Below are 23,085 nucleotides of genomic sequence, written 5' to 3'. Positions count from 1 at the left end.
GAATTGTTAATAATATTTTAACTTTATGACTATTCTTTGTCAATGAAATAAGTTTCTTTCAATTTCTCAATTTTTACCTTTCCGCAGGTGGTTTCTGTCAGGTTTTTCCTGAGACTATCCTCTTTTTCCACCGGGACAAGTAAAATAAATTTTACGTTTTCCGCATAGATGCTGTCCTCAGGAACGATGCCCTGCTGTCCGAAATAGTACTGCAGCTTTCCAACATCATTATAATCCGTTGTCACTTCCAGCTCGCAGCCCTTCCGCATAATGCCGGTCTCACAATGATCCAGCCCCTCCTTCACCGCCTGGGTATAGGCCCGCACCAGGCCGCCGGTGCCGAGCAATGTGCCACCAAAATATCTGGTCACTACCACCGCAATATTGCGGATACCGGATCCGGTCAATACTTCCAGCATCGGACGCCCCGCCGTTCCGGAGGGTTCCCCGTCATCGCTGCACCGGGTCAGTTCGCCTCTGCTTCCTATTATAAATGCAGAACAGTTGTGTCTGGCATCCCAGTATTTTTTCTTCATTTCTTCTATAAAAGCCACTGCTTCTTCCTCGGTTTCACACTTGCGGATCGTAGAGATAAAGCGGGACTTTTTCTCCACGATTTCGCCTTCCCCGCCGGACAAAAGGACTCTATAGTTATCTGTTGCTGTCATGTCACCCATGTATGGCCTCACTTATTTTTAAATTCTTATTTTCTTTTGCTTTCTTTTTCAGTGTAGCATAACTTCTCCAAAATGTGAAACAATTCTAAAAAGCCTTTATTTACATAGCATTATTTGGTATAATGTTTTCGTCTGTATCTCAGACAGAAAGGACTTGTTTTATGAATTATAGTAAAAAAGGTGTCCGTGCGAAGCAAAAGACACTCAACTCTAAATCACAAAAATGGGGAAGGAAAATTGCTCTGACCTGTGTCAAGGTCATGCTAGCCGCTGTCGTAGGCATCGGCATCTGCGGTGTAGCCGCCGGTATCGGTGTTTTCCGCGGTATCCTCTCCTCCACCCCCACGATCCGTCTGTCGGATGTCGTGGCTGTCGGCGAAGCTACCATCGTCTATGACAGAGAGGGCAACGAGATTGACCAGTACGTCAGCACCAACTCCAACCGTCTCTCCGTCGGCATGGACGAGATTCCCGACTACCTGGGCAAGGCTTTCGTAGCCATCGAGGATGAACGTTTCTATCAGCATAACGGTATTGATTTCAAGAGTATTATCCGTGCCGGTTATCAGTTTTTTAAGACCGGTGGTGAAGAAGCCCAGGGTGCCAGTACCATTACCCAGCAGCTTCTAAAAAATACCGTCTTTACGGACTGGACCTCCGAGGGTAATAACAAGATCAAAAAAATCAAGCGTAAGATCCAGGAGCAGTACCTGGCACTGGAGATTACAAAGTACTACTCCAAGGACGAGATCCTGCTGCGTTACATGAACGCCATCAACCTGGGGCAGAACACCCTGGGTGTGGAATCCGCATCCTTACGTTACTTCGGTAAACACTGCAGTGAACTGACCATTTCCGAATGTGCGGTCATTGCCAGCATCACCCAAAATCCATCCAAATACAATCCGATCCGTCATCCGGAAGAGAATGTAAAGCGTCGTGAGAAATGTCTGAATAAAATGCTGGAGCTTGGCTTTATCAGTCAGACACAATACGATGAAGCCATGGCGGATACCGATGCCGTGTACGAGCGTATTGGTCTGTACGACATTGACTATCAGGAAGCCAACGCCACTACCGGTTCCTACTTCTCTGATGCGGTATATGAGCAGGTAAAACAGGATCTGATCCTGTCCGGTTACAACGAGAACATGGCCGAGACTCTGCTGACCTCCGGCGGATTGCGTGTGGAATCCACTCTGGATCCCAAGATTCAGGCAATTCTGAACGAAGAATATGCAGATCCCTCCAATTATCCGGAGAACGTGAAATGGTATCTGAACTATGCACTTACCATTATCTCTCCTGACGGCACAAAAAATAATTTCAGCAAGGAAAATATGATGACCTGGTTCAAGCAGAACCAGAGTGCGAAGTTCAATCTGATCTTCTCTTCCCAGGACGATGCCTATGCGGCCGTAGACACTTACCGTTCTGCAATGCTGGCGCAGCTGGGTGTGGAAGACAATGCGGACAATTACGAAGAAACTATCTCCATGACTCCTCAGCCACAGTCCGCTATGGTCATCGAGGAGCAGGACACCGGCTATGTGGTAGCCATGATCGGCGGCCGCGGTGCCAAGGAGGGCCGTAGAACCCTGAACCGCGCCACCAGTGCCAAGCGTCTGCCGGGATCTACCTTCAAGGTAGTGGCCTCCTACGCTCCCGCTCTGGACAGTGCCGGCAAGACTCTGGCTACTGTATACAACGATGCACCGTTTAACTATGCAGACGGTACTCCCGTTCGTAACTGGTACAAGACCGGTTACCGGGGCATCCAGAATATCCGAAGCGCGATCCGTGACTCCCTGAATATCATCGCAGTTAAGAACATCACGGTGATCACTCCGAGACTTGGTTATGATTATCTGCTGAACTTTGGATTTACCACTCTGACCGACGGTGTGCAGGTCGGCAACGAGATCAAGTCCGACGTGAACCAGTCCCTGGCTCTGGGCGGTCTGACCTACGGTGTTACTCCTTACGAACTGACTGGTGCCTACGCAGCTATTGCCAACGGCGGTACTTATGTCACCCCGAAGCTGTACACCAGAGTCACCGATTCCGATGGCAATGTAATTCTGGACAACACCAATCCGGCTACCAGACAGGTCATCAAGGAGACCACCGCTTTCCTGCTGACCAGTGCTATGCAGGATGTAGTTACCTCCGGTACCGGTGGCCGTGTAAATTTCGGCGGTATGGCTATCGCCGGTAAGACCGGTACTACTACCGGACCTACCGATGCCTGGTTTGTAGGATATACCCCTTACTACACCGCTGCTACCTGGACCGGGTACGACAACAATGTTGACCTAAACAACGCTGAGGACGGTGTCTCCAAGACCTTATGGCGTAAAGTTATGAAGCGTGTTCATGAGGATCTGCCTAACACCCAGTTCCCGGTTCCCTCCGGTATTGTACAGGTAGCGGTATGTTCCCAGTCCGGCAAGCTCCCGATTCCCGGTCTCTGCGATGGCTGTGTATATACAGAGTATTTTGCTGAGGGTACGGAACCAACGGAAAGCTGCGATGTACACTATCAGGGCGAGATCTGTGCTTACGACGGATTACCCGCAAGCCCTGACTGCCCGTTCAAGTACACCGGTGTTGCCACCATGCCTCTGGTAGAAGATCCTGCATTACAGCAGGGCTCCACTGTCATCATCAACAATCCGGATGGCACGCAGACTGTCAGCACACCGAACACCAGAAGTCAGTGTCAGCATGATGCAACCTTCTTTGCCAATCCGGACTACGAATCTGTGATCAACCAGCAACAGGCCGAGATCAATGCCCGTAATGCTGCAGCGCAGCCGCAGACAGAAGAATAATATGTGAACCATAGAATACCATAGAAATAACAATACCAGCCCCTGTACCACTGCTCCACGCAGCTACAGGGGCTGGTTATTTTTTGCATAAAAAAATCACCGGATCAAACGTTTTCACATTCGATCCGGTGCTCATGATATACCTTATGTTTTCAGATGTTCCTATACAATACCCTGTGCAGTCATAGCATCTGCAACCTTCAGGAAGCCTGCGATGTTAGCACCTGCTACATAGTTACCTTCCATGCCGTACTTCTTGGCTGCATCATCCAGATTGTGGAAGATATTAACCATGATGGTCTTCAGCTTTGCATCAACCTCTTCGAAGGTCCAGGAAAGTCTCTCACTGTTCTGGCTCATCTCCAGAGCGGAGGTAGCAACACCACCTGCATTGGATGCTTTGCCGGGGCAGAACAGAACTCCGTTCTTCTGGAAGTACTCGGTAGCTTCCATGGTGGTAGGCATGTTAGCGCCCTCTGCTACAGCGAATACGCCGTTAGCAACCAGCTGTTTTGCATCCTCCAGATCCAGTTCGTTCTGGGTTGCGCAAGGAAGAGCTACATCACACTTCACGGTCCATACACCATGCTCACCATTCTTCTTCTCATGATACTGTGCGCTGGGTCTTGCAGCAGCATACTCGGTCAGTCTTGCACGCTTTACTTCCTTTACTTCCTGCAACAGTGCTACATCGATTCCTTCGGGATCATAAATCCAGCCGGTGGAATCGGAACAGGTAACTACCTTGGCACCTAACTGCTCTGCTTTCTGGATAGCGTAGATTGCTACGTTACCGGCACCGGATACAGCCACGGTCTTGCCTGCGATATCCTTGCCATTGCACTTTAACATCTCCTCGGTCAGATACAGCAAGCCATAACCGGTTGCTTCGGTTCTTGCCAGGGATCCGCCATAGCTTAAGCCCTTACCGGTCAGAACACCTTCATACAGGCCGGTCAGTCTCTTGTACTGTCCGTACATATAACCGATTTCTCTTGCGCCGGTACCGATATCACCTGCAGGAACATCGGTATCTGCTCCGATATATTTGTAAAGTTCTGTGATGAAGCTCTGGCAGAAAGCCATGATCTCTCTGTCGGATTTACCCTTGGGATCAAAATCGGAACCACCCTTACCACCGCCGATAGGCAAGCCGGTCAGAGAGTTCTTGAAGGTCTGCTCGAAACCAAGGAACTTGATGATACCTAAGTTAACGGAAGGATGTAAACGTAAGCCTCCCTTGTAAGGTCCGATTGCGGAGTTGAACTGTACACGGAAACCGTTGTTTACCTGTACCTGACCCTTATCATCCACCCAGGGTACACGAAACAGGATCTGTCTCTCGGGAGTTACCAGTCTCTCCAGCAGAGCATCCTTACGATATTTTTCCTCGTTTGCCTCGATCACCACGCGAAGAGATTCCAGAACCTCTTTGACTGCCTGGTGGAACTCGGGCTGTGCAGGATTCTTTGCGACTACCAAATCAAATACTTCATCAACATATGACATTTGAATGTCCTCCTTCAATTGGTATACAGATTCATGACAACCTGGTTGCCATATGCTTTATTATAAAACGACTTTTTTAATTGTACAATAAACTTTATTTCACTAAATCGTAAAAGTTTTTGGCCATTTTCTATAAAAATTGCACAAAAAGGTATGCAAGTATACAATTTGTGCGTTATGATGTACGTTAAATTGCCGAAAGCGGTCGTTTTGTATGCTATAGATATTCTTTCAGAGTCCGGATGTTGGCATTCTCCATCTCGATCAGTTCCTTCGCCAGACTGCGGCAGGGGCTTCCAGCAAACTCTTCATTGTGTGCCAACACCTTCTCCATCTCCAGCACACCGTTATTACTGCCCTTGATGATCATTTCTGCGATATGACTTGTGCTGGTGTTGAGCAGGGTGTTATAACCGATTCCAAAGCGCAGCATCATGTTCTCCATGGCATTCTCCCGGTAGGTCTGGGCCTTGCCCTCCACCAGATTCTGCACTGCTCTGTCATGCAGCCTGGAGTACTGTAATTCCTGTTCCGCCACCACGGCTGCCAGCCTGTCGTCGTAGATTTTGTCCGTAACGGCATCCAGTGCCTTCATGGCCATTTCCGTGTTACGCTGGATCTCCCGGTAGATGTTGATCTCCTGTTTCTTCAGATTGTGATTTCCTGTTTTATTCATAGAAAAAGCTCCTTACCGTTTTTGGTAAGAAGCTTTCCCTGAATTATCTTATTTTATTCCAAGCCCGCAGTGCACCGCTCAAAAACGCTTCGCGTTTCTTCGCTGTCGGGCATTCGCCCTATCATTCGACGCGCAATACGAATTGCTCCGCAGCCTTCGCTGCTCTCGCAATTCTACCTACATTCGGATTCCGCTGATTTGCTTCTTCCTCATTCCGCAGTGCACCGCTCAAAAATGCTTCGCATTTCTTCGCTGTCGGGCATTCGCCCTATTATTCGCCGCGCAATACGAATTGCTCCGCAGCCTTCGCTGCTCTCGCAATTCTACCTACATTCGGATTCCGCTGATTTGCTTCCGCAAATCGCTTCTTCCTCATGTAGGTGCGATTTTCTCAAGTTCATAGGTCGCCGTATGCAAGCATCCGCGCCCCTACGAACTTGGAAAATCTGTTATTGTACATATTCACTCTTGACGTATCCGATCTGGCCATTGTACCTGATCTTGCTCCAGTCGCCTTCTGTGCCGACCAGTTCCGCGGAATCGCCACCGGAAAGAACTCCCAGACGATCTGCAGTCTCACTGGCGGATGCACGTACATTGATATTGGTGGTAGCGGTCACGGTTCCGATGGTCTCGGCACCGGCTGCGCTCTCTGCCAGCTGCAGGAACTCTGTCTTGATATAGCCTTCCTTACCTTCATAATCTACCTTGGTCCAACCGTTGGCGCGCTGCTCCAGTACCTGAAGCTTCGTACCTCCTGCCACTTTACCCAGCTTATCCGCCTGCTCACTGTCGGAGCTTCTGACATTTACGGTAGTAGTTGTCGTCACATACTGCGGTCCCTGTTCTTCTGCGGGCTGCTCTGTGCCTTCGGCAGAAGTATCCTGACCGTCTGCCGCCTGATCGCCGCCTTCCGCAGAGGTATCTGTATTCTGATCTCCGGCTACCTGATTGGCCAGCTTCTCTCCTACGGCAATGCTTACCTGAGAATCCAGCTCACTGATATACTGCAATACTTCCGGATGATCTACCATCAGTTCATTGTATTCCACTGTGATCTTGTTGTTAAATTCCACAACATCATCCTGCGTGCTTACCGTCTTGATATAATCGTTGACTTCCTCACTGTTCTCGCCGCGCTTGATATACATTTCTCCCTGATCATTGGTGCAGATATAAAGTGCCTGATAACCGGGCACCTCTTCCTCATGACCCACAAATGCAATCTTGTAATATACATAAGCGATCACCGAACCCTCTTCCGGGCCGGTCTTGGTATAGATCTCCAAAGTCGGATAATAATCAATATACTGTGCCAGTTCCAGATAACGATACATGTCTTTGTCGGAGATCTCATCACAAACGGAACGTAACGTTGTCTCATCACCGGTCGCCATGGCATTATAATAAGTAGCTACCAGAGTATATACCGCACCTTCCTCATTTGCTACCAAAGATACATCCTCTGTTGTCGGTTCCGTAGCAATCTCACTGGACGCTGCCGCTGCGCTCTCTGCGTTCTGCTGCTCCTCACGGTGACGGTTGTTCATACTCAGGCTTACAGATACGGTGACTGCCACTGCCACAACAACGACAGCCGGCAAAACTACTTTACTATGCTTTATGATATAGTTTCCAAGAAAATGTAATTTTTCTTTCCACATATTGCGTCCTTTCCAAATTCTGAAAAAAAGTTCTTTAATCGCAAAAAGCCGCAAGCGGCTTCTCTCATCTCTCTCCCTATAATCAAGGTGATGTAAATGCATCCGACAGGAATCGAACCTGCATTAAAGGCGTCGGAGGCCTCCGTTCTATCCATTAGACTACGGATGCAAATATTACAAATTTGTTACATCACCTCGACTATAATATCATAAAACACTACATATGTCCAGTTTAAATTGTTGGAATTATTCAGTTTTTTTCAAACATAATATTCACTCCGGTATTCTACACTATCTTTACTTCCCTCTCCCGGCTGCAATACAGATATAAATGGTCCGACAGAACTTCCTCCGGCGGCAGCTCCGTCCGGTTCACTTCTGCGATCATTTTCTTCAGTTCTTCCCTGTCCTGTTCCCGTTCCCTGGGAACCAGCAGGAATTCATGAACAGAACTGGGGATCATGTAATAATCGCCGCCGATACGCTCTGCCAGCTGCTCCAGCATCCCGGGATACAGAATGCTGCAGGCACCGTAAGTCTTGCGGGAATTCGTCAGGATCATCATGGATACCTTCCTCAAAAATTCCCTCCGGACTTCCTCCGGAAGTTCCTGCAGTGCGTCTCCCAGCACATCCTCCATGGGAATGGTCTCACCGGGAAACAGTCTGGGGGTATTTTTCACTGCAATCTCCAGCAGATCCCTGTCTGTCACCTTCCAGTTGTCCAGATGGGATCTGTAGATGGGGATCATACCGTTGTCCACTCCTGCTTCGTCAAACGCATAGTAGAAGCAGATTGCCAGATCAAGTATCGGAATATACGGCACTTTTTCCAGCTGCTCCCGGTTCTTCTCCCGGTTCACCAGCCGGAAGCACAGTTTCTCCTTTACCTTCTCAAAATCCTGAAAAAAGGAAACATCGATCTTCCGGCCGATTCCGTCCTCCTTATAGATACTGATGATCTTCTTAATAATATCTGCAAAGGTCACACCACCCTCATAAGCTTCCCAGAAGGAATTAAGATAAATCGTAGGTGTCACATTGTCCTGTCCCTTACGGATCATCAGTCCCTGAAGCAGCACTCCGTTATTCTTCTGCACTTCCCGCAGTTCCACTGTATACTCCTGTCCCAATACTTCGCTGACAGCCTTCTGTACCTTTACTTTAAATGTAGAAATCTCCATAGAATACCTCCATGCCTCTCCGAAGCAGGCTCCCCTCCTGCTTTTTCCCATGTGGTATTTCCAGTGTAAAAATGTAGAAAATAACAAAAGCAATAAGCCATCCCGAAACAGGATAACTTATTGCCTTACAGGTTCTTTTATCGGATATTGCTCAGAACAGTGGTAGTCTCAACAATTATGCACGAGACAGATATTCACCGGTTCTGGTATCGATCTTGATCTTGTCGCCCTGGTTAACGAACAGAGGTACTGCAACAGTAGCTCCGGTCTCAACGGTAGCAGGCTTGCTGGCACCGGTAGCGGTATCACCCTTGAATCCGGGCTCGGTCTCAGTGATCTCCAGTTCTACAAACAGAGGAGGCTCCACGGAGAATACGCTGCCATTGTGGGAGCAGATCTTGCACATCTCGTTCTCTTTTACGAACTTCAGTGCATCGCCTACAGTCTCAGAGTTCAGTGCAACCTGATCATAAGTCTCGGTATCCATGAAGTAGTACAGATCGCCATCTTCATACAGATACTGCATATCCTTTCTATCAATACGCGCCTGAGGGCACTTCTCAGTAGGACGGAAAGTCTTCTCTACTACACCGCCACTCTTGATGTTCTTCAGCTTGGTTCTTACGAAAGCTGCGCCCTTTCCCGGCTTAACATGCTGGAATTCGATAATCTGGTAAACATTGTTATCATACTCAATGGTAATACCATTTCTGAAATCACCTGCAGAAATCATAATGTATTCCTCCTAAATATTTTCACGTCATAATTCTTTAACATTTTAATATAAAAACATGCACATTTCAACTACTTTTGAAAAATTTTTTCAAATTTCTCGGGAAACTACTGCCTGTTCTCCCGCAGGAAGTCGATAGCCTGCAGATAACCGTCCAGTCCCTGTCCGTAAATCTGCCTGTTACATACCGGTGCTGTCACAGAAATCTTGCGGAACTCTTCTCTGCTCGTAATATCGGAAATATGAATCTCCACCTTGGGAATATCCACGCTTGCCAGAGCATCCCGGATGGCATAGCTGTAATGGGTGTAGGCACCGGGGTTGATCACGATCCCCTCCGTTCCGTCAGAATAAGCCTCCTGGATCCTGTCGATGATGGCTCCTTCATGGTTGCTCTGGAACACCTGGATCTCCTCTCCGGTTTCTTTTGCTTTTTTGTCGATCAGATCCAGTAAATACTGATAGTCCTGTGTTCCGTAGATCTTTTTCTCACGGATTCCCAGAAAATTCAGATTCGGTCCGTTGATCACCAGAATTTTCATCTTTTTTCTCTCCTTTTTTCTCTGTATGTCTTTCTGCTTCCGCAACTGCAGCTGTAACTCTTCCGCCAGTTCATCGGAATGCCTGTTATCCACATCCAGTATAATGTCCGCACATTCCGCATAGATTTTGTCCCGGATCTCCAGCAGTTCCCGGATCCTTGTCAGAGGATCCTCACACTGCAGCAGGGGCCTTGTAGTGTCATTTTTCAGCCGCTCGTAGACCACTTCCGGCGACACGCGCAGATATACTACTGTTCCACACTGATGCAGCAGGGGCCGGTTCACCGGATTGACCGGAGTGCCTCCTCCCACAGACAGGATACGTTCGTATTTCTGTTCCCCGCATTTTCGCAGCAGTTCCGTCTCCAGTTCCCGGAAATAGGATTCACCGTCATTCGCAAAGATCTGTGTGATGCTCCTGCCCTCCTGTCTCTCGATCAGCTTGTCCGTGTCTTCTACCGGCATCCGTAGCAGATAGGACAGTTTCAGTCCCAGTGTTGTCTTCCCCGATCCCATAAAGCCGATCAGGACGATATTCCTTCGTTTGTGTTTCATTTTTTATTTTCCGTCCTCTGTCTTTTTTGCTTTCTGCATCCGTTCATAGACTTTGTCTGCAAGCCAGGGTTCCACCTGGCAGCCTGTCCACAATTCAAAAGCAATGATTCCCTGATAGAGAAGCATCTTTGCACCATTATAGGCTTCACCGCCCTGTGCCTCCACCAGTTCCATAAACCGGGTCTTCGGTGGATTGAAGATCAGATCATATCCGGTGTGTACTCTCTTATAAAATGTGGGATCCTCGATCACCGCCGCATCACAGTCCGGATACATACCCACACTGGTGGCCTGTATTGCCAGATAGCGTTCTCCTTCCGGCAGCGTATCATACGCATCTATAGACAGGGCTTTTGCAAATTTCCGTTTTTTTCCGGTGAGGTGATTCACCTCGTCCGCTATGCTCTGTGCCTTTTCCACCGTACGGTTCAGGATAATGGCCTCTTTCGCCCCCTTATCCAACAGCATCATGGCTACCGCTCTGGCTACTCCTCCGGCTCCCAGGATCAGCACTTTCTGTCCCTTGACTTTGACGCCGTCCTCGCACATGGCCCGGTACAATCCCGGCATATCGGTATTGTAGCCTTTATAGCCCTTTTCCGTGCGGACCAGCGTATTTACAGCACCGATATTTGATGCCAGCGGATCTATGTCATCCAGGTACGGGATCACATCGCTTTTATAGGGAACCGTTACATTTATTCCCAGCAGATTCAGTGCAAAAGCACCCTTCACGGCATCCTCCAGTCTTCCGGTCTCCACATGGAACGGGACATAGGCCAGATTTTTTCCAAGCACCATGGACAGGGTATTGTGGATCACCGGAGACAGGGTGTGCTCCACCGGGTTTCCGATCAGTCCGCAGGTTCTGGTATAGCCATTGATATCATTCAGCATTTTGATTTCCTTTCCGACGCTTTTCTCTATGGTAGAAAAACAGTACGATCTTTTCCAGATATCTCTTGAGTACGATCTGAATCTCTTCTTTCGGATGAATGGGTTTCGTCAGATAAGTCATGATCCCGCATTTCTTAGCTCCCCACACATCGGTGAACAGCTGATCCCCCACAAAAAGTGTGGTATCCGCCCCGGTATGCATCTGTTCCATAGCCCGCAGATAACCTTCTCTTCCGGGTTTCCCGGCCTTATAGATATAGGAAGCACCTACTGCATCCGCAAAACTTTTTACGCGGGGCTCCTTGTTGTTCGATAACAGCAGTGTCTGAAATCCCAGTTCCCGCAATCTGCCGAAGAACTCTGTTGCCTGCGGTGTTGCCGGTGCCCCGTGCGGTACGAGTGTATTGTCAATATCAAAAATGATTCCGCGATACCCCTGTTCATATAATGTTCTGTAATCTATGCCATAGGCGGAATCCGCCTCATAATCCGGGTAAAACTGATGCAGCATCTGTCTCGCCTTTCGTCTGTTTTATAATGTAATCGGTATTCTCCTCTAGGGAAAATGCCTGAAAATATGCTTCTTCCAACGGAATCCACAGCTGCAGGAAGTCCTGTAGTATGTCCTCTCCGTTCCTCGTGCGGATCCGCTCCGTCTGCGTCTCATGGTCTATGTCCAGAAATACTTTCCGGTCCATGTATTCTCCCAGTACCGGATGGCAGCTGTAAGCGCCTTCTACGAATACAAAACCGTTATTTTGTACCGGGAGCCAGTCTCCCGGTGCCATGCGGGAACAGTCAAATCTCTGATAGGAAAATGCTTGTCCCGATGCAAGCTTCGGTATGACTTCCGTCAAAAATCGTTCATAGTGCACATTTCCGCCGGGCTCGCTTCTGCGCTCCTGCGTCCGAAGTGCAGGCGGCAGAAAAAAATCATCCATATGGATCACATCTCCGCCCAGTTCTTTTGCAAGTCTGGCAGCCAGTGTTGTCTTCCCGGCGGCGCATCTGCCGTCAATGGCAATAATGCGCATTCCGGTGGGAAGCACACGCAATTCCTCTGTCAGCTCAGAAACAGTTCTCAGCGATCTCATCCACAGCCTCCGCAATGTATTCTCCCAGGCGTCTGCTCTCGACTCCCACGATAGTGGCATGGCATTTACTCATGGGGATCAGGATCAGTTTTGCATCATTCGAAGCTACCGCTGCTGCCATGGTGGGGGTGATCTCACCTAACATGGCATCCGCCATGACGATTCCCACCGGTCCTACGATCACGTCTGCTCTCTTACTGTTATATACCACGGCATTCTCCCCGGTGGCACCGCTTGTCACGCCGCTCTTCATCATATTCGCCGTAGCTGTGGCGTTGGTTCCCACTGCGATCAGTTCCGCCTCCGGAAACCGTTCCTTCAGAGCCTCCAGCAGGCTTCTGCCTACGCCTCCGCCCTGGCCGTCCATTACCATAATACGCATAACTTTACTCCTGCCAAAAATAATACATACATGTTCCATGATAGCATGGCAAATGCTTTTTTGCAATTTATCTTGACAAAAAAATGCCCACCCTTTATTATGTATTATGCTTCAGGAAGGAGCTTAACGCCAGAAGGCATATTTATCCCAGAAGGGAAAAGTGTGCCGTTCTGGCTTTTTTGTTACTGTTCAGGTTTCTCCGTCTCGGAGAGGCTTTTTGCGAATGGAGACTCTGAACAGTTATATCTTATCAGGAGGTTTTCCATGAAAAAATTAACTGTTTTAAACAAGAGCATCCTCACTGCTCTGTGTGTTGCCTTATGTGTGGTTCTGCCCATGACTCTGCACGCCATTCCCAAGGGCGGTGTCCTGTTCTCCCCCATGCATCTGCCCGTGCTTCTGTGCGGTCTGGTCTGTGGAGCACCTTTCGGTCTGGTCTGCGGCATTCTCGGACCTCTGGTATCCAGTCTGCTTACCGGTATGCCCGTTTTCGGATATATGCCTGTCATGATGATCGAGCTGGGGCTCTATGGTCTGATCAGCGGTCTGGTCATGCAGTTTCTTCGCAGCGGTAAACTGGTTGTTGATCTGTATGCAGCTCTGGTCATTGCCATGCTGGGCGGCCGTGTGATCACCGGTATCCTGCGCGCACTGATCTTTGCAGGCGGTTCCTACAGCTGGTCTGCCTGGGCTGCCGGATATTTCGTATCCTGCCTCCCCGGTATCATTATCCAGCTGATTCTGATCCCCATCATCTATGTTGCACTGGAACGCGCTCATCTCCTGCCGGTTCGTTACGCTGCTGTTTCTGCTGCCGCAGAGACCGAAGCTGCATAAATCCATACACCCTCGAGCCGGCCGGCTCATCGCATCACAGCAAAATGGCTCCTCTGTCTTACGACAGGAGAGCCATTTTTTGTCTGTAGATCCGTATGAAATAGAGGATTTCCGCCACTGCGGTGATACTCCATGAAAAGACATATAGCAGATACAGGGACGGTATCGTATGGAAATAGGCAAATATGGTGTAAACCCAGATTACACGGAACACGCAGGAACCCATGATGACAATGAACATAGGTATAATGCTCTTGCCCATGGCTCTGGCCGCCGCAATGGTACAGTCCATAAATGCCGAAATACAATACGAAAATCCCATGATCGTCAGACGGTACATACCGGCATTCATAACTGCCTCATCCCTGGTAAACAGGGACAAAAACGCTCTTCCGAAAAATACCAGTGACACTCCCAGGATCAGACCGATGCCGAAGGAATATGCCAGGCTGATGAGGTAACTGTTCCGCACCCTTTTCTTCTTGCCCGCACCGTAATTCTGTCCCATAAAGCTGCCGCAGGCGGTATAGAATGCTGCCATGACATCGTATACCATGGCATCTGCATTGGTGGCTGCGGAATTGCCTGCCACCATGGTGGCATCAAAGGAATTCACACCCATCTGCACGAAGCTGTTGGCAAACTGGAAAATTACGTTCTGCAATCCGGAGGGCATTCCCAGCTTCAGGATATCCTTCGTAAGTTCCGGATCCAACCGCAGCTTTCCCGGATGCAGGGCATAAATGTCTTTGCAGCGAAGCAGTGCCTGCAGGATTAATGCTGCAGATACATACTGGGAAATGATACTGGCCAATGCCACTCCTGCCACATCCATATGACAGACGATCACAAAAAACAGGTTCAGAATAATATTCAGCACTCCGGAAAAACCAAGATAATACAGAGGCTTCTTCGTATTCCCCACTGCGCTGTACACCGCATTACCAAAGTTGTAAATGGCCAGCGCCGGCATTCCCAGATAATAGATCCGCAGGTACAATACTGCTTTGTCCAAAAGTTCCTCTCTGGTCTTCAGCATTGTCAGCATCCACTCGGATAAGCCGACTCCCAGTACCAGTAACAGCACTCCCATGATCAGGCTGACCAGTGCGGCGGAATGAATCGTCTTCGACAGGCTTTCCCTATCCTTTGCCCCGTAATACAGTGCCGTCAGTACATTGATACCGCCGGACAGACCAATGAGGAATCCGGTAAACATGGTGACCAGTGTGGCTGTGGACCCTACCGCTCCCAGCGACAGGGAACCGGCGAACTGACCGATCACCGCAATATCCGCCATGTTGAAAAGCACTTGTAACAGATTGGACAGCATTAACGGCACGCTGAAGATCAGTATTTTCTTTCCTAAGGGTCCTTCCGTCAGATCCTGCATATTCTGTTTCATTTTCAATCCTATCCTTTTATCTTCTTCCCATATTTGTATCTCTGTTATTACTCTTCCCATCAGCGTCCACTCTGACGAAAAGAACGGTCAAAGAGTTTTTTGCTCCTTGACCGTTCCTTATTCTAGCATATCTTATCTTTCTTTTCTACCGGAAAATCAATTTTTTTGACAACTTATGCTGCCTCTTTTTCTGAATTTTTCCCGGCACCGAACAGCTTGCGGATGCAGCTGTAAGCAACCATAACTCCCAGTACCATAAGCAGTATGGCTACGATCAGCTGTAAGCCGTCTACCAGGAAGGCAGCCTGTCCGGATGCCACATTTTTCACCAGGGCAACTGTCTTCTGGATCAATGCAGTAAAGGTTACGACCAGCATCATTCCCATAGGGAAGTACAGTGTCCAGCCGGTACGACCGGTAGTCTTTAAGAATACGGACAGGGCGATCAATACCAGTGCTGCCAGCAGTTGGTTCGCAGAACCGAACAGCGGCCATACATTGTTGTATCCGCCAAGAGTCAGCAGATAACCGAAAAACAAAGTGATCACAGTTGCAAAATACTTATTGGTCAGAACTCTCTGCACGGGAGTCATCTTTGCGGTATCTGTGGTGTCTCCCAGGAACAGCTCCTGGAAGGACATACGCCCGATTCTTGCTACGGAATCCAGAGAAGTCAGTGCCAATGCAGATACACACATGGTCATGAATACAGTTGCTACGGTTACGGGAACCCCCATCTTCTCTAGGAATCCTGCGACACCGGAGGAGAAAATGGAGAACGGTGTACCATCGGGCTTCGTGCCATTGACTGCAACTGCACCGACAACTACCAGTGCAACCACACCCAGCAGACTCTCTACGATCATGGCACCATAACCTACCATGGGCATATCTTTTTCATTGCTGATGGTCTTGGATGAAGTACCGGAGGATACCAGGCTGTGGAAGCCGGATACCGCACCGCAGGCGATGGTGACGAACAGAGTCGGGAACAGGCTGCTGTTACCTACCTGAAAACCGTTAAATGCATTCAGCTCCATATCGGGATGAGCCACAACCACACCAAGTACGGCACCGATGATCATACCCAGCAGCATAAAGGTGGTCATGTAATCTCTGGGCTGCATCAGAAGCCACATGGGCATTACGGATGCAAGGAACAGGTATGCCATGATGATGTAGATCCATGCAGTCTTGGAAGCATAGATGGGAAGATGCATACCTACAGCGAACATTACTACCAACAGACCGATGGCTACGACTGCCTTGACCCACTCGTTCATCTTGCCGACCTTTTTCTGGATCAGACCGAAGATCACTGCTACAACGATGAACAACATGGAAATGGATGCCGCACTGCCGTTGGCATATGCCACACTGGCATCTTCCAGTCCGGTACCTACGAAGGTACCTGCCACCATATCGGTAAATGCTGCAATGACTAACAGAGTGAACAGCCAGCAGAACAGCATGAACAACTTTCTGCCGGTCTTACCAATGTATTTTTCAATGATCATTCCCATGGATTTTCCTTCGTTCTTCACGGAGGCATACAGCGCACCGAAATCCTGTACGGCACCGAAGAACAGACCGCCGATCAGAAGCCACAGGAGCACGGGAACCCATCCGAATACCGATGCGAGGATGGGACCCGTCACAGGACCTGCTCCGGCGATAGAGGAAAACTGATGAGAAAATACAGTGAATTTGGAGGAAGGCACGAAGTCCTCTCCGTCTTCATGGGTAAACGCAGGCGTCTTCGCCTTCTCATCGATTCCCCACTTTTTTGCAAGCCATCTTCCGTAGAAGACATAGCCTGCTACCAGCACTACCATTGCGATCAGAATGATTACCAAACTGTTCATTTTTGTTTCCTTCTTTCTTGTGTCTTGTTGTTTTGTCGTGACAGAAAGAAAAATTCTGATTGCCCTTAAAACAAAAAAGCTTTCCGTCTCCAGTGCTTTATAAGCACTCAAAGACGAAAAGCTCTAAGCTCTCCGCGTTACCACTTTGCTTGCCATGTTTTATCACATGACCTCTTGTTCCCATCTCCATGAAATACAAATATCTCATTTCCAACAGGCTTCTAAATAACGGTAGAATACCGGTGACACCTACTTAACTGCTTCAGTGTACTTCTCACAGAGGATAGTCTGTCATACTCACATGCCGTCTCACACCAACCGGCGGCTCTCTGAAATGCTTCCGTATGCAGATCTTGTTCTGTTCATCGAATTTCACTTTCTGTTCGATAGCAAAGATACCACTCTGATTTTATAATGTCAATAGTTTTCTTTTAATTTTTTGTTGATCTATTTTATCATTTCCCCTTTTTATCTGCGATCAGAGGTTTGATAGCGGAATAAATCTCGCTGGTACGTTTGCTGTCCTTGAACTCTTTGTTCAGGGCATTGTTGATTCCCTGTTTGGTCTTGTACTGGCGGATGAATTTTACCACCTGAGGGACGATGGTCTGGTCGGAAAGCACCTTTTCCACTGCCTGGACCAGTTCATCCGGTTCTTCTGCTGCCTTCTTCTCTGAAGCCTTCTTATCAACAGTTTTCTCCGTCGTTTTCTTTTCTGTCATATTTGCAGTATTCTTCTTCCGGGTATTTCCGCTCTTTTTCCTTACCGTTTTTTTCACGGGTTCCACAGGCACAGGTTCCAGTATCTCAGGCAACGGTTCTTCCAGGATCTGCACGCTCACAAATGCTGGCTCTGCAATCTCCTCTGCATCCACTTCCGCCTTCGGTTCCTCCGTCATTACCGCTGTTGCGTTCTCTGTCTCCTGTTCTGTGATTTCCACTGCCATCGGCTCTGCTTCTTCCAACGGCAGATTCTGCACACTCTCCCGTTCCACGCTTCCCGTTATTTCCTCCGCATTTTCTTCGGCCGCAGGATTCTGTTCCGCTGTCGGGTTCTTTCCCCACAGAAGATTGCGGGTGATCCGCACGGGAACTCCCTGTGCTTTCCAGTATACCATCAGACTGGTGAATCCATTGTCCTTGGTCACGATAAAGTAATCCGGGTGTATCCCTTCCCTCTGCTGCTCACAGATCAGGTAACCGAGATACGTTGCCAGCTGGAAATCCAGTGCATTCTTGGTACCCACTGCTACCTTGTGGTAAATGATCTGTGCTTTCGTCTCATTCAACTTCCGATGCAGGTCAAAAGTCATGCTGTCCGCATTGTCACTGTAGAAAATGCAGACGGTATCCTCCTCGGCCAGCAGTTCCACTCCCTCCATGCCTCGACTCTTTACATTTTCAAAATCAATCAGATAATAGGCCATTATTTCTCCTCCCCATTTGTTGTATCAATTTCTTCCGCTTTACCAGTCTCTTCCGGTGTCCCCTGCTCCGGTTCCGCAGGTGCATCCTTCTGTTCCACAGTCTCTACAGGCTCTGTGTTTTCTACCGGTCCGGTTGTCTCCGGCGTCCCGGACTCCTCTGCACCTGCCTGCGGCTTTTCCTCCGTCACGGCTTCCGGCTCTTTTGGGATGCCTGTCTCCGTTCTGCTCTCCTCTGTGGCTTTCTTCTTCGCCGGAAGCTTTTCGCGAATGCTTTCTTTCCAACCGGTGAGCTTCTCATCCCTCCGGTTCTTCCGTTCCCTTCGCTTTGCTGCCCGTTCCTGTCTGGCCTCTTCCTTAAGTTCCAGTTTTTCCTGTTTTCTGGCCTGTTTTGCCAGTGCCTTTTCTTCCAGTTCCACTTCCTTGACAGCGGCTTTTTCTATATCCCGGATATAGCGGTCCGCCTTTTTGTGGTTCTTACGGTCCAGGCGGTATGGGTCATACACAAAGTACGATACCGCTCCCAGCACCAGAATCACCACACCGGCAATCGTCAGTACCGGTACGACGATCCCATACTCCGTAAATCCCAGTTCAAAACAGACAAATACGATCAGCATGGCCGGAAACAACAGCAGATACAGAATTCTTGTCACCATATCCAACAATGCATGCTGTCTTTTCCCATTGGTCAGAAGTGTTCCCTCAATAGCGGTATAAAATGCCATAAAAATACACAATTCCGAACCGAAGCCATGAAGATATCCGCAGATTCCGGTCAGAATCAGCGACAGAAAAAACATGCCGAACGCCGTTCCCTGATACCAGGCATTGCGGTACTCCGTCATTCCCTGCAGCTTGTCCTCACTGATGCCGTGCATCCGATAGACATCCTTGCGGATCAGCCGTTCAAATTCTTCGTTATACCGCTGTTCCTCTCTGGTATTGCGCAGGTGGTCTTCCACCGCCTTGCTCATCTGCTCGATATATTCCTGCTCCTTGCGGATCCGTTTGGTTCTGAGCTGCTCCAGCTCATTCTGGCGCCTGACTTCCTCTTCCAGTTTCCGTACCTTTCCGATCCGGGGATTCTTTACCATAATCTCCGGATTCTCCGGAAGCACAGTTGTTTCGTTCTTCTCCTGATTCTCCATTGGGTCCTCTTTCCGTTTATATTATCATCCAATAGCCTTATTATAGATTTTCCGGCCCAGAAAAACAACCTTTTGTTCCCTGTTTTCATTGCTTTGGCTCTTCATCCTGTCACTCGAGAAAAATGCCGCAAGTACCGGCAGCATTACCATAATGGGGAATAAATAACGTACCTGCACTACCGGCCCCAGCAACATAGTCCCAAAGTATAAAAACGGCAGTAAGCTCATCTGGAAACACCAGTATTTTCTTCGATACAGGCACAACACCATCAAAAAGAACAGGCTCCAGCTGTATAGAGATCCATGAAAAATAACGGAAAGCACCGGCCATTCATTAAAGCAGTTACCACTGACGATCTTTTCCAGCACTTTTTCCAGTGCCGGGAATTTCGACCGATGTTCAATACTGCCATAGCCTTCGATTTCCGAGGAAGTATAGGTAAAGAGCACACCATACCTTGTGTCTGTGCCATAGCCCAGATTTTCCGCCCAGGAGAAATCATCCCAGAACCAGTATCCTCTGGTCAGTTCCAGAAAAGCATCCAGGAACTCGTTCGGATACCGTTTGCCCACTCGTAGCCAGTCTCTCAAAAACTGCCTGGAATTCTCCGTATATGCCGAAGCATTTACCGCGCCCTTGATGGTATCTGCCAGCGGCGCATAATAAGCATCCCAATGATCTCTCGGCACATATTTTTCCAGCAATGCCGCCAGCTCCGGATCCTGCACCTCCAGTTCCTCTCCATGATAATATGCCACTCTGGCAAACTGCTGGATGGGAACGCTGTAAGCCTCGATCTTCGGAGCCTCCAGCCGGGTCCCTATGGCTGTCTGGATCACATTTCGCATTCCGGTCTCTCCCAGTACCAGACAAATCCCCAGAATCAGAATACCCAGTTTTTCCTTTTTCGGCCGCAGGATCAATAACAGCAGCATAAATACCGCCACCGCATATACTGCGTTATTACGAAACTGCATCATCAGACAGCCCTCAGCCACCAGAAGAATGTTCATGAGGATTTTCTTTTTTCCGTTGCTGAAATAATTTCTCTCCAGAAAAAGTAAAAAGAACAACGTAAACAATATGGTAAACAAGGTATCCTTTGTGGTACACACCACTAAAACCGTGTTGTATGGGAAAAGCGCCAGAAATAGTGTTGTTACCACCACCGGCCATTTTTTAGCAGTCATCCGCCAGATCATGGACGTTGCATAACCCATGACCAGAGCATACAGCACCATCTGGAATACCGCCATACAGGCTATTCCCGCCTCGTAGGATCCGATGGCCGTTCCAATCTGTAAAAACAGCCGGATCAGCCATGTATGTGCAATGGGCTGCAAGGGATAAAACCATTCCAGGCCCTTATACGCTTCGTTGACCTGTCTGTGAAAATCGTAAGACATGATGATCGGGTAATAAGCCAGCCATACCGGAATCAGGCACAGGAAAATAACGACTGCCGTTACTGCGAATACAATGCCGGACTTCCAATATCTCCCCGACATCGTTGCTTCTCCTCTCGCAGAGAGTCGGTCTATCCCGTCAAGCAACAGATTTGCAAAAGGAAATGCGGCAACACTTAAGCACAGCGCACGGATCAGGATCATCCCTTTGCCCCGGACTCCGCAATCCGTCATTCCCAGATTCTGCAACTGATATCCCATGACCATGGACAAGGCAAACAGGAAGCTGATCACTGCCACATAACAGATTCTGCGCTTCCTGTCCCTTTTCTCCTCTATTTTCCGGAGATTTTGCTCCGTCTGCTGCAACATAGAATAGATTCCCACAGCCAGCAGCACATTCAGAACACTGTAATAGATTCGGTTCACCGGCTGTAAGCTGAACAGATATGCCACCCCGTAGACACCGCACAGAGTCAGAACCGCTCTGCCCGAAGTTCCTTTGTATTTCATCCATTTATCCTTTGCAATATTCAATCGTAAGATGCCTCCATACATTTATTTCCATTTCTTCCACTATATTGAAATTTACACTTTCTGTCAATCATTGTAAGTTCTTTTCTAATTGATATATTGTATATATTCAACAAATATAGTAATGATTCCTATTATTATATTTATGCTTTTCGTGCATTTCTTTTTTTTATAAAAAGAGATATACTATATACAGAAACAAGGAAATGTTTCCACAAACTCATAAACCAACAGAAAGGATGATAGATTATGGCAAAATTATATACGATCACTTTAAATGGCGTTACAGAGGAAACTTACAATCAGGCTACCGATTATATTCAGAAAAACGCACTGCGTCTGAACTACCGGCCGGTTGCTTCCACCATTGATGTGGAATTTCCCGATGACATCGATCCCGACAAAGCTCCGGAACTTAGCGAAGCCGTGATCCGCGAGGTGCATCAGACTCTGTAATTTTTTTGATTTTTACTTTTGTAAAATAGCAACGCAAAAGTCCGTCGATGCTTTAACGCTCCGACGGACTTTTTTGTTGTGCCCGCTAACTTGCGGACACTTTTCGCATGAAGACCCTTAAGGTTCAAGTGGTTGCCGGTATTCCTCATATAAGATATCCATGTGCAGCCAGTCATAGTGGTTCCGCATATAGTAACAATGCCCCCGGTATCTGCCACTTATTCTGAATCCTGCCTTCTCGTAACACTTAATGGCAGGGGTGTTCGTTTCCAGTACATCCAGATGAACACTATACACTCCCAGCACCATAAAGCAGTACCGCAAGAGTATCTGCACGACTTCGGTTCCAATGCCTTTTCCACGCACCGCCTTTTCTCCGATGTTAATGGATAACCAGGCTGACATATCCTCAGTTCGATGGTCAATATGACAATATCCAATCAATGTGTCTGTCTCTTTCAGGACAATTCCCATCCGCATGACAGAATGGTCTCTTACCCAACCGGGCATCCGGGTGATGTCCACCACAGAATGCGCATGCTCTATAAAGACACAGGTGGTTTCATCCGACATCCACTTCGCATATAAGCCGACTGCCTCCTCATCATCCCTCAGTACGGATAAAAAAATTTGATTTCCATCTAATCTGCATATATTTTTACTCATCATGCCACCTTACATCTGCTCTGTGTGTTGCGAAGTCCTTGATGTTATTTGAATTATAACATAAAACTTCCTTTTTGGGCACTATATTCTTCGAACATCCGCCGCTTACGCAAAGACCAAAGTCTCCGCAGACAATCATATAGTCCTGTTCGCCTTCACAATCTCATTCAGGCGTACCGGTCTGTATCCATATAACATGCAGCCCACATTATAAGCGTTCTCCCTCTGATTCATATATTCCCATGTTTCATCCCTCTTATCGTGAATATGACCGTAAAAGTGCAAGTGACCTCTGTAAGAGCCATTCCATTCCGACATCGGATAATGGCACAGACATATCTCTTTCCCACTATCCGACACGTACAGCATCCTATCGATGGAGTCACAATATCCCATTGCAATCTCATTATCCAGCAGCCTGGTATCATGGTTGCCAAGAACCAGATGCTTATGTCCCTTTAGTTGACTCAGATACCATTCCGCACTTTTTTCGTTTCTATAGCAGAAATCCCCCAAAATATACACATTGTCATCACGATTTACTCTTTGATTCCATAAGGATATCATTGCCTCATCCATGACATCCACATTTTT

General features: G+C 48.1%; 21 protein-coding genes, 1 tRNA gene, 1 pseudogene and 1 other annotated feature. Of the genes and pseudogenes, 3 read left to right on the top strand and 20 right to left on the bottom strand.

What is annotated here, in order from left to right; all coding sequences use genetic code 11:
• Positions 1-29 precede the first annotated feature (29 nt).
• A complete protein-coding gene (locus OCV96_RS01210) occupies positions 30-677 on the bottom strand; it encodes a YigZ family protein (RefSeq protein WP_262593277.1) in 648 nt (215 codons plus the stop codon).
• Positions 678-838: 161 nt separating this feature from the next.
• Between OCV96_RS01210 and OCV96_RS01205 the strand changes: the two genes are divergently transcribed.
• On the top strand, positions 839-3,511 hold the full coding sequence (locus OCV96_RS01205; RefSeq protein ID WP_262593276.1) for a transglycosylase domain-containing protein: 2,673 nt from the start codon (positions 839-841) through the stop codon (positions 3,509-3,511).
• A 162-nt stretch (positions 3,512-3,673) separates the two neighbouring features.
• Here the strand turns inward: OCV96_RS01205 and gdhA are convergent, their stop codons facing one another.
• The 12 genes and pseudogenes from gdhA to OCV96_RS01145 form a co-directional block, all read right to left on the bottom strand.
• Positions 3,674-5,020, bottom strand: coding sequence for an NADP-specific glutamate dehydrogenase (gene gdhA, locus OCV96_RS01200; RefSeq protein ID WP_117464903.1), 1,347 nt, complete (start codon positions 5,018-5,020; stop codon positions 3,674-3,676).
• A 217-nt stretch (positions 5,021-5,237) separates the two neighbouring features.
• Positions 5,238-5,696, bottom strand: coding sequence for a hypothetical protein (locus OCV96_RS01195; RefSeq protein WP_022313316.1), 459 nt, complete (start codon positions 5,694-5,696; stop codon positions 5,238-5,240).
• A gap of 449 nt (positions 5,697-6,145) precedes the next feature.
• Positions 6,146-7,360 carry an SH3 domain-containing protein gene (locus OCV96_RS01190; protein WP_227063281.1) on the bottom strand — a complete coding sequence of 405 codons (1,215 nt, stop codon included), beginning with the start codon at positions 7,358-7,360 and terminating at the stop codon, positions 6,146-6,148.
• Between the two features lie 97 nt (positions 7,361-7,457).
• Positions 7,458-7,529, bottom strand: a tRNA-Arg gene (locus tag OCV96_RS01185).
• A gap of 117 nt (positions 7,530-7,646) precedes the next feature.
• Positions 7,647-8,543: a DUF5688 family protein gene (locus OCV96_RS01180; RefSeq protein WP_262593275.1), complete on the bottom strand. Its 897-nt coding sequence runs from the start codon at positions 8,541-8,543 to the stop codon at positions 7,647-7,649.
• Positions 8,544-8,718: 175 nt separating this feature from the next.
• Positions 8,719-9,276, bottom strand: coding sequence for an elongation factor P (gene efp / locus OCV96_RS01175; RefSeq protein ID WP_022154943.1), 558 nt, complete (start codon positions 9,274-9,276; stop codon positions 8,719-8,721).
• 107 nt (positions 9,277-9,383) lie between these two features.
• The gene (gene aroQ, locus OCV96_RS19565; protein ID WP_117464990.1) at positions 9,384-9,818 is read right to left on the bottom strand and encodes a type II 3-dehydroquinate dehydratase; all 435 of its coding nucleotides are present in this window, start codon (positions 9,816-9,818) and stop codon (positions 9,384-9,386) included.
• A 60-nt stretch (positions 9,819-9,878) separates the two neighbouring features.
• Positions 9,879-10,334 (bottom strand): annotated as a pseudogene (locus OCV96_RS19560) (shikimate kinase); the annotation flags it as partial.
• A gap of 42 nt (positions 10,335-10,376) precedes the next feature.
• Positions 10,377-11,270, bottom strand: coding sequence for a shikimate dehydrogenase (aroE, locus tag OCV96_RS01160; RefSeq protein WP_227732946.1), 894 nt, complete (start codon positions 11,268-11,270; stop codon positions 10,377-10,379).
• Positions 11,260-11,781: a YqeG family HAD IIIA-type phosphatase gene (locus tag OCV96_RS01155; RefSeq protein WP_117464898.1), complete on the bottom strand. Its 522-nt coding sequence runs from the start codon at positions 11,779-11,781 to the stop codon at positions 11,260-11,262. The genes aroE and OCV96_RS01155 overlap by 11 nt, the downstream gene beginning before the upstream one ends.
• Entirely contained in the window at positions 11,753-12,364 is a 612-nt protein-coding gene (locus OCV96_RS01150) for a uridine kinase family protein (RefSeq protein WP_022311920.1), read from the bottom strand. Before OCV96_RS01150 ends, OCV96_RS01155 begins: the two co-directional genes overlap by 29 nt.
• Entirely contained in the window at positions 12,339-12,746 is a 408-nt protein-coding gene (locus OCV96_RS01145; protein WP_022311921.1) for a DUF3842 family protein, read from the bottom strand. The genes OCV96_RS01150 and OCV96_RS01145 overlap by 26 nt, the downstream gene beginning before the upstream one ends.
• Before the next feature lie 264 nt (positions 12,747-13,010).
• On the opposite strand from OCV96_RS01145, the gene OCV96_RS01140 reads away from it, so the two are divergent.
• On the top strand, positions 13,011-13,583 hold the full coding sequence (locus OCV96_RS01140) for an ECF transporter S component (protein ID WP_117464895.1): 573 nt from the start codon (positions 13,011-13,013) through the stop codon (positions 13,581-13,583).
• A 58-nt stretch (positions 13,584-13,641) separates the two neighbouring features.
• On the opposite strand, the gene OCV96_RS01135 is transcribed toward OCV96_RS01140, so the two are convergent.
• The 5 genes from OCV96_RS01135 to OCV96_RS01115 all read right to left on the bottom strand — a co-directional run bounded on the left by OCV96_RS01135 (position 13,642) and on the right by OCV96_RS01115 (position 21,372).
• On the bottom strand, positions 13,642-14,988 hold the full coding sequence (locus OCV96_RS01135; RefSeq protein ID WP_262593274.1) for an MATE family efflux transporter: 1,347 nt from the start codon (positions 14,986-14,988) through the stop codon (positions 13,642-13,644).
• Positions 14,989-15,161: 173 nt separating this feature from the next.
• Entirely contained in the window at positions 15,162-16,853 is a 1,692-nt protein-coding gene (locus tag OCV96_RS01130; protein WP_117464893.1) for a carbon starvation CstA family protein, read from the bottom strand.
• A gap of 106 nt (positions 16,854-16,959) precedes the next feature.
• Positions 16,960-17,228, bottom strand: a binding site (T-box leader).
• 80 nt (positions 17,229-17,308) lie between these two features.
• The gene (locus tag OCV96_RS01125) at positions 17,309-18,280 is read right to left on the bottom strand and encodes a PIN domain-containing protein (protein ID WP_262593273.1); all 972 of its coding nucleotides are present in this window, start codon (positions 18,278-18,280) and stop codon (positions 17,309-17,311) included.
• On the bottom strand, positions 18,280-19,428 hold the full coding sequence (locus OCV96_RS01120; protein WP_118537184.1) for a hypothetical protein: 1,149 nt from the start codon (positions 19,426-19,428) through the stop codon (positions 18,280-18,282). Before OCV96_RS01120 ends, OCV96_RS01125 begins: the two co-directional genes overlap by 1 nt.
• A 24-nt stretch (positions 19,429-19,452) precedes the next feature.
• Positions 19,453-21,372, bottom strand: coding sequence for a DUF6020 family protein (locus OCV96_RS01115; RefSeq protein ID WP_262593272.1), 1,920 nt, complete (start codon positions 21,370-21,372; stop codon positions 19,453-19,455).
• A 246-nt stretch (positions 21,373-21,618) separates the two neighbouring features.
• Here OCV96_RS01115 and OCV96_RS01110 point away from each other — a divergent pair, with 246 nt between their 5' ends.
• Complete coding sequence (locus OCV96_RS01110; RefSeq protein WP_022313139.1) at positions 21,619-21,825, top strand: hypothetical protein; 207 nt, start codon at positions 21,619-21,621, stop codon at positions 21,823-21,825.
• 117 nt (positions 21,826-21,942) lie between these two features.
• Here OCV96_RS01110 and OCV96_RS01105 read toward each other — a convergent pair whose 3' ends face one another.
• A complete protein-coding gene (locus OCV96_RS01105; protein WP_262593271.1) occupies positions 21,943-22,494 on the bottom strand; it encodes a GNAT family N-acetyltransferase in 552 nt (183 codons plus the stop codon).
• Between the two features lie 132 nt (positions 22,495-22,626).
• Positions 22,627-23,058 (bottom strand): hydrolase, encoded by a 432-nt coding sequence (locus OCV96_RS01100; protein ID WP_262593270.1) that lies wholly within the window; start codon positions 23,056-23,058, stop codon positions 22,627-22,629.
• Between the last annotated feature and the right edge of the window lie 27 nt (positions 23,059-23,085).

This window comes from Waltera acetigignens (genome assembly GCF_025567015.1).
In the GTDB taxonomy this organism is placed as follows: Bacteria; Bacillota; Clostridia; order Lachnospirales; family Lachnospiraceae; genus Acetatifactor; species Acetatifactor acetigignens.
This window is presented reverse-complemented; position numbering and strand designations above follow the sequence as displayed.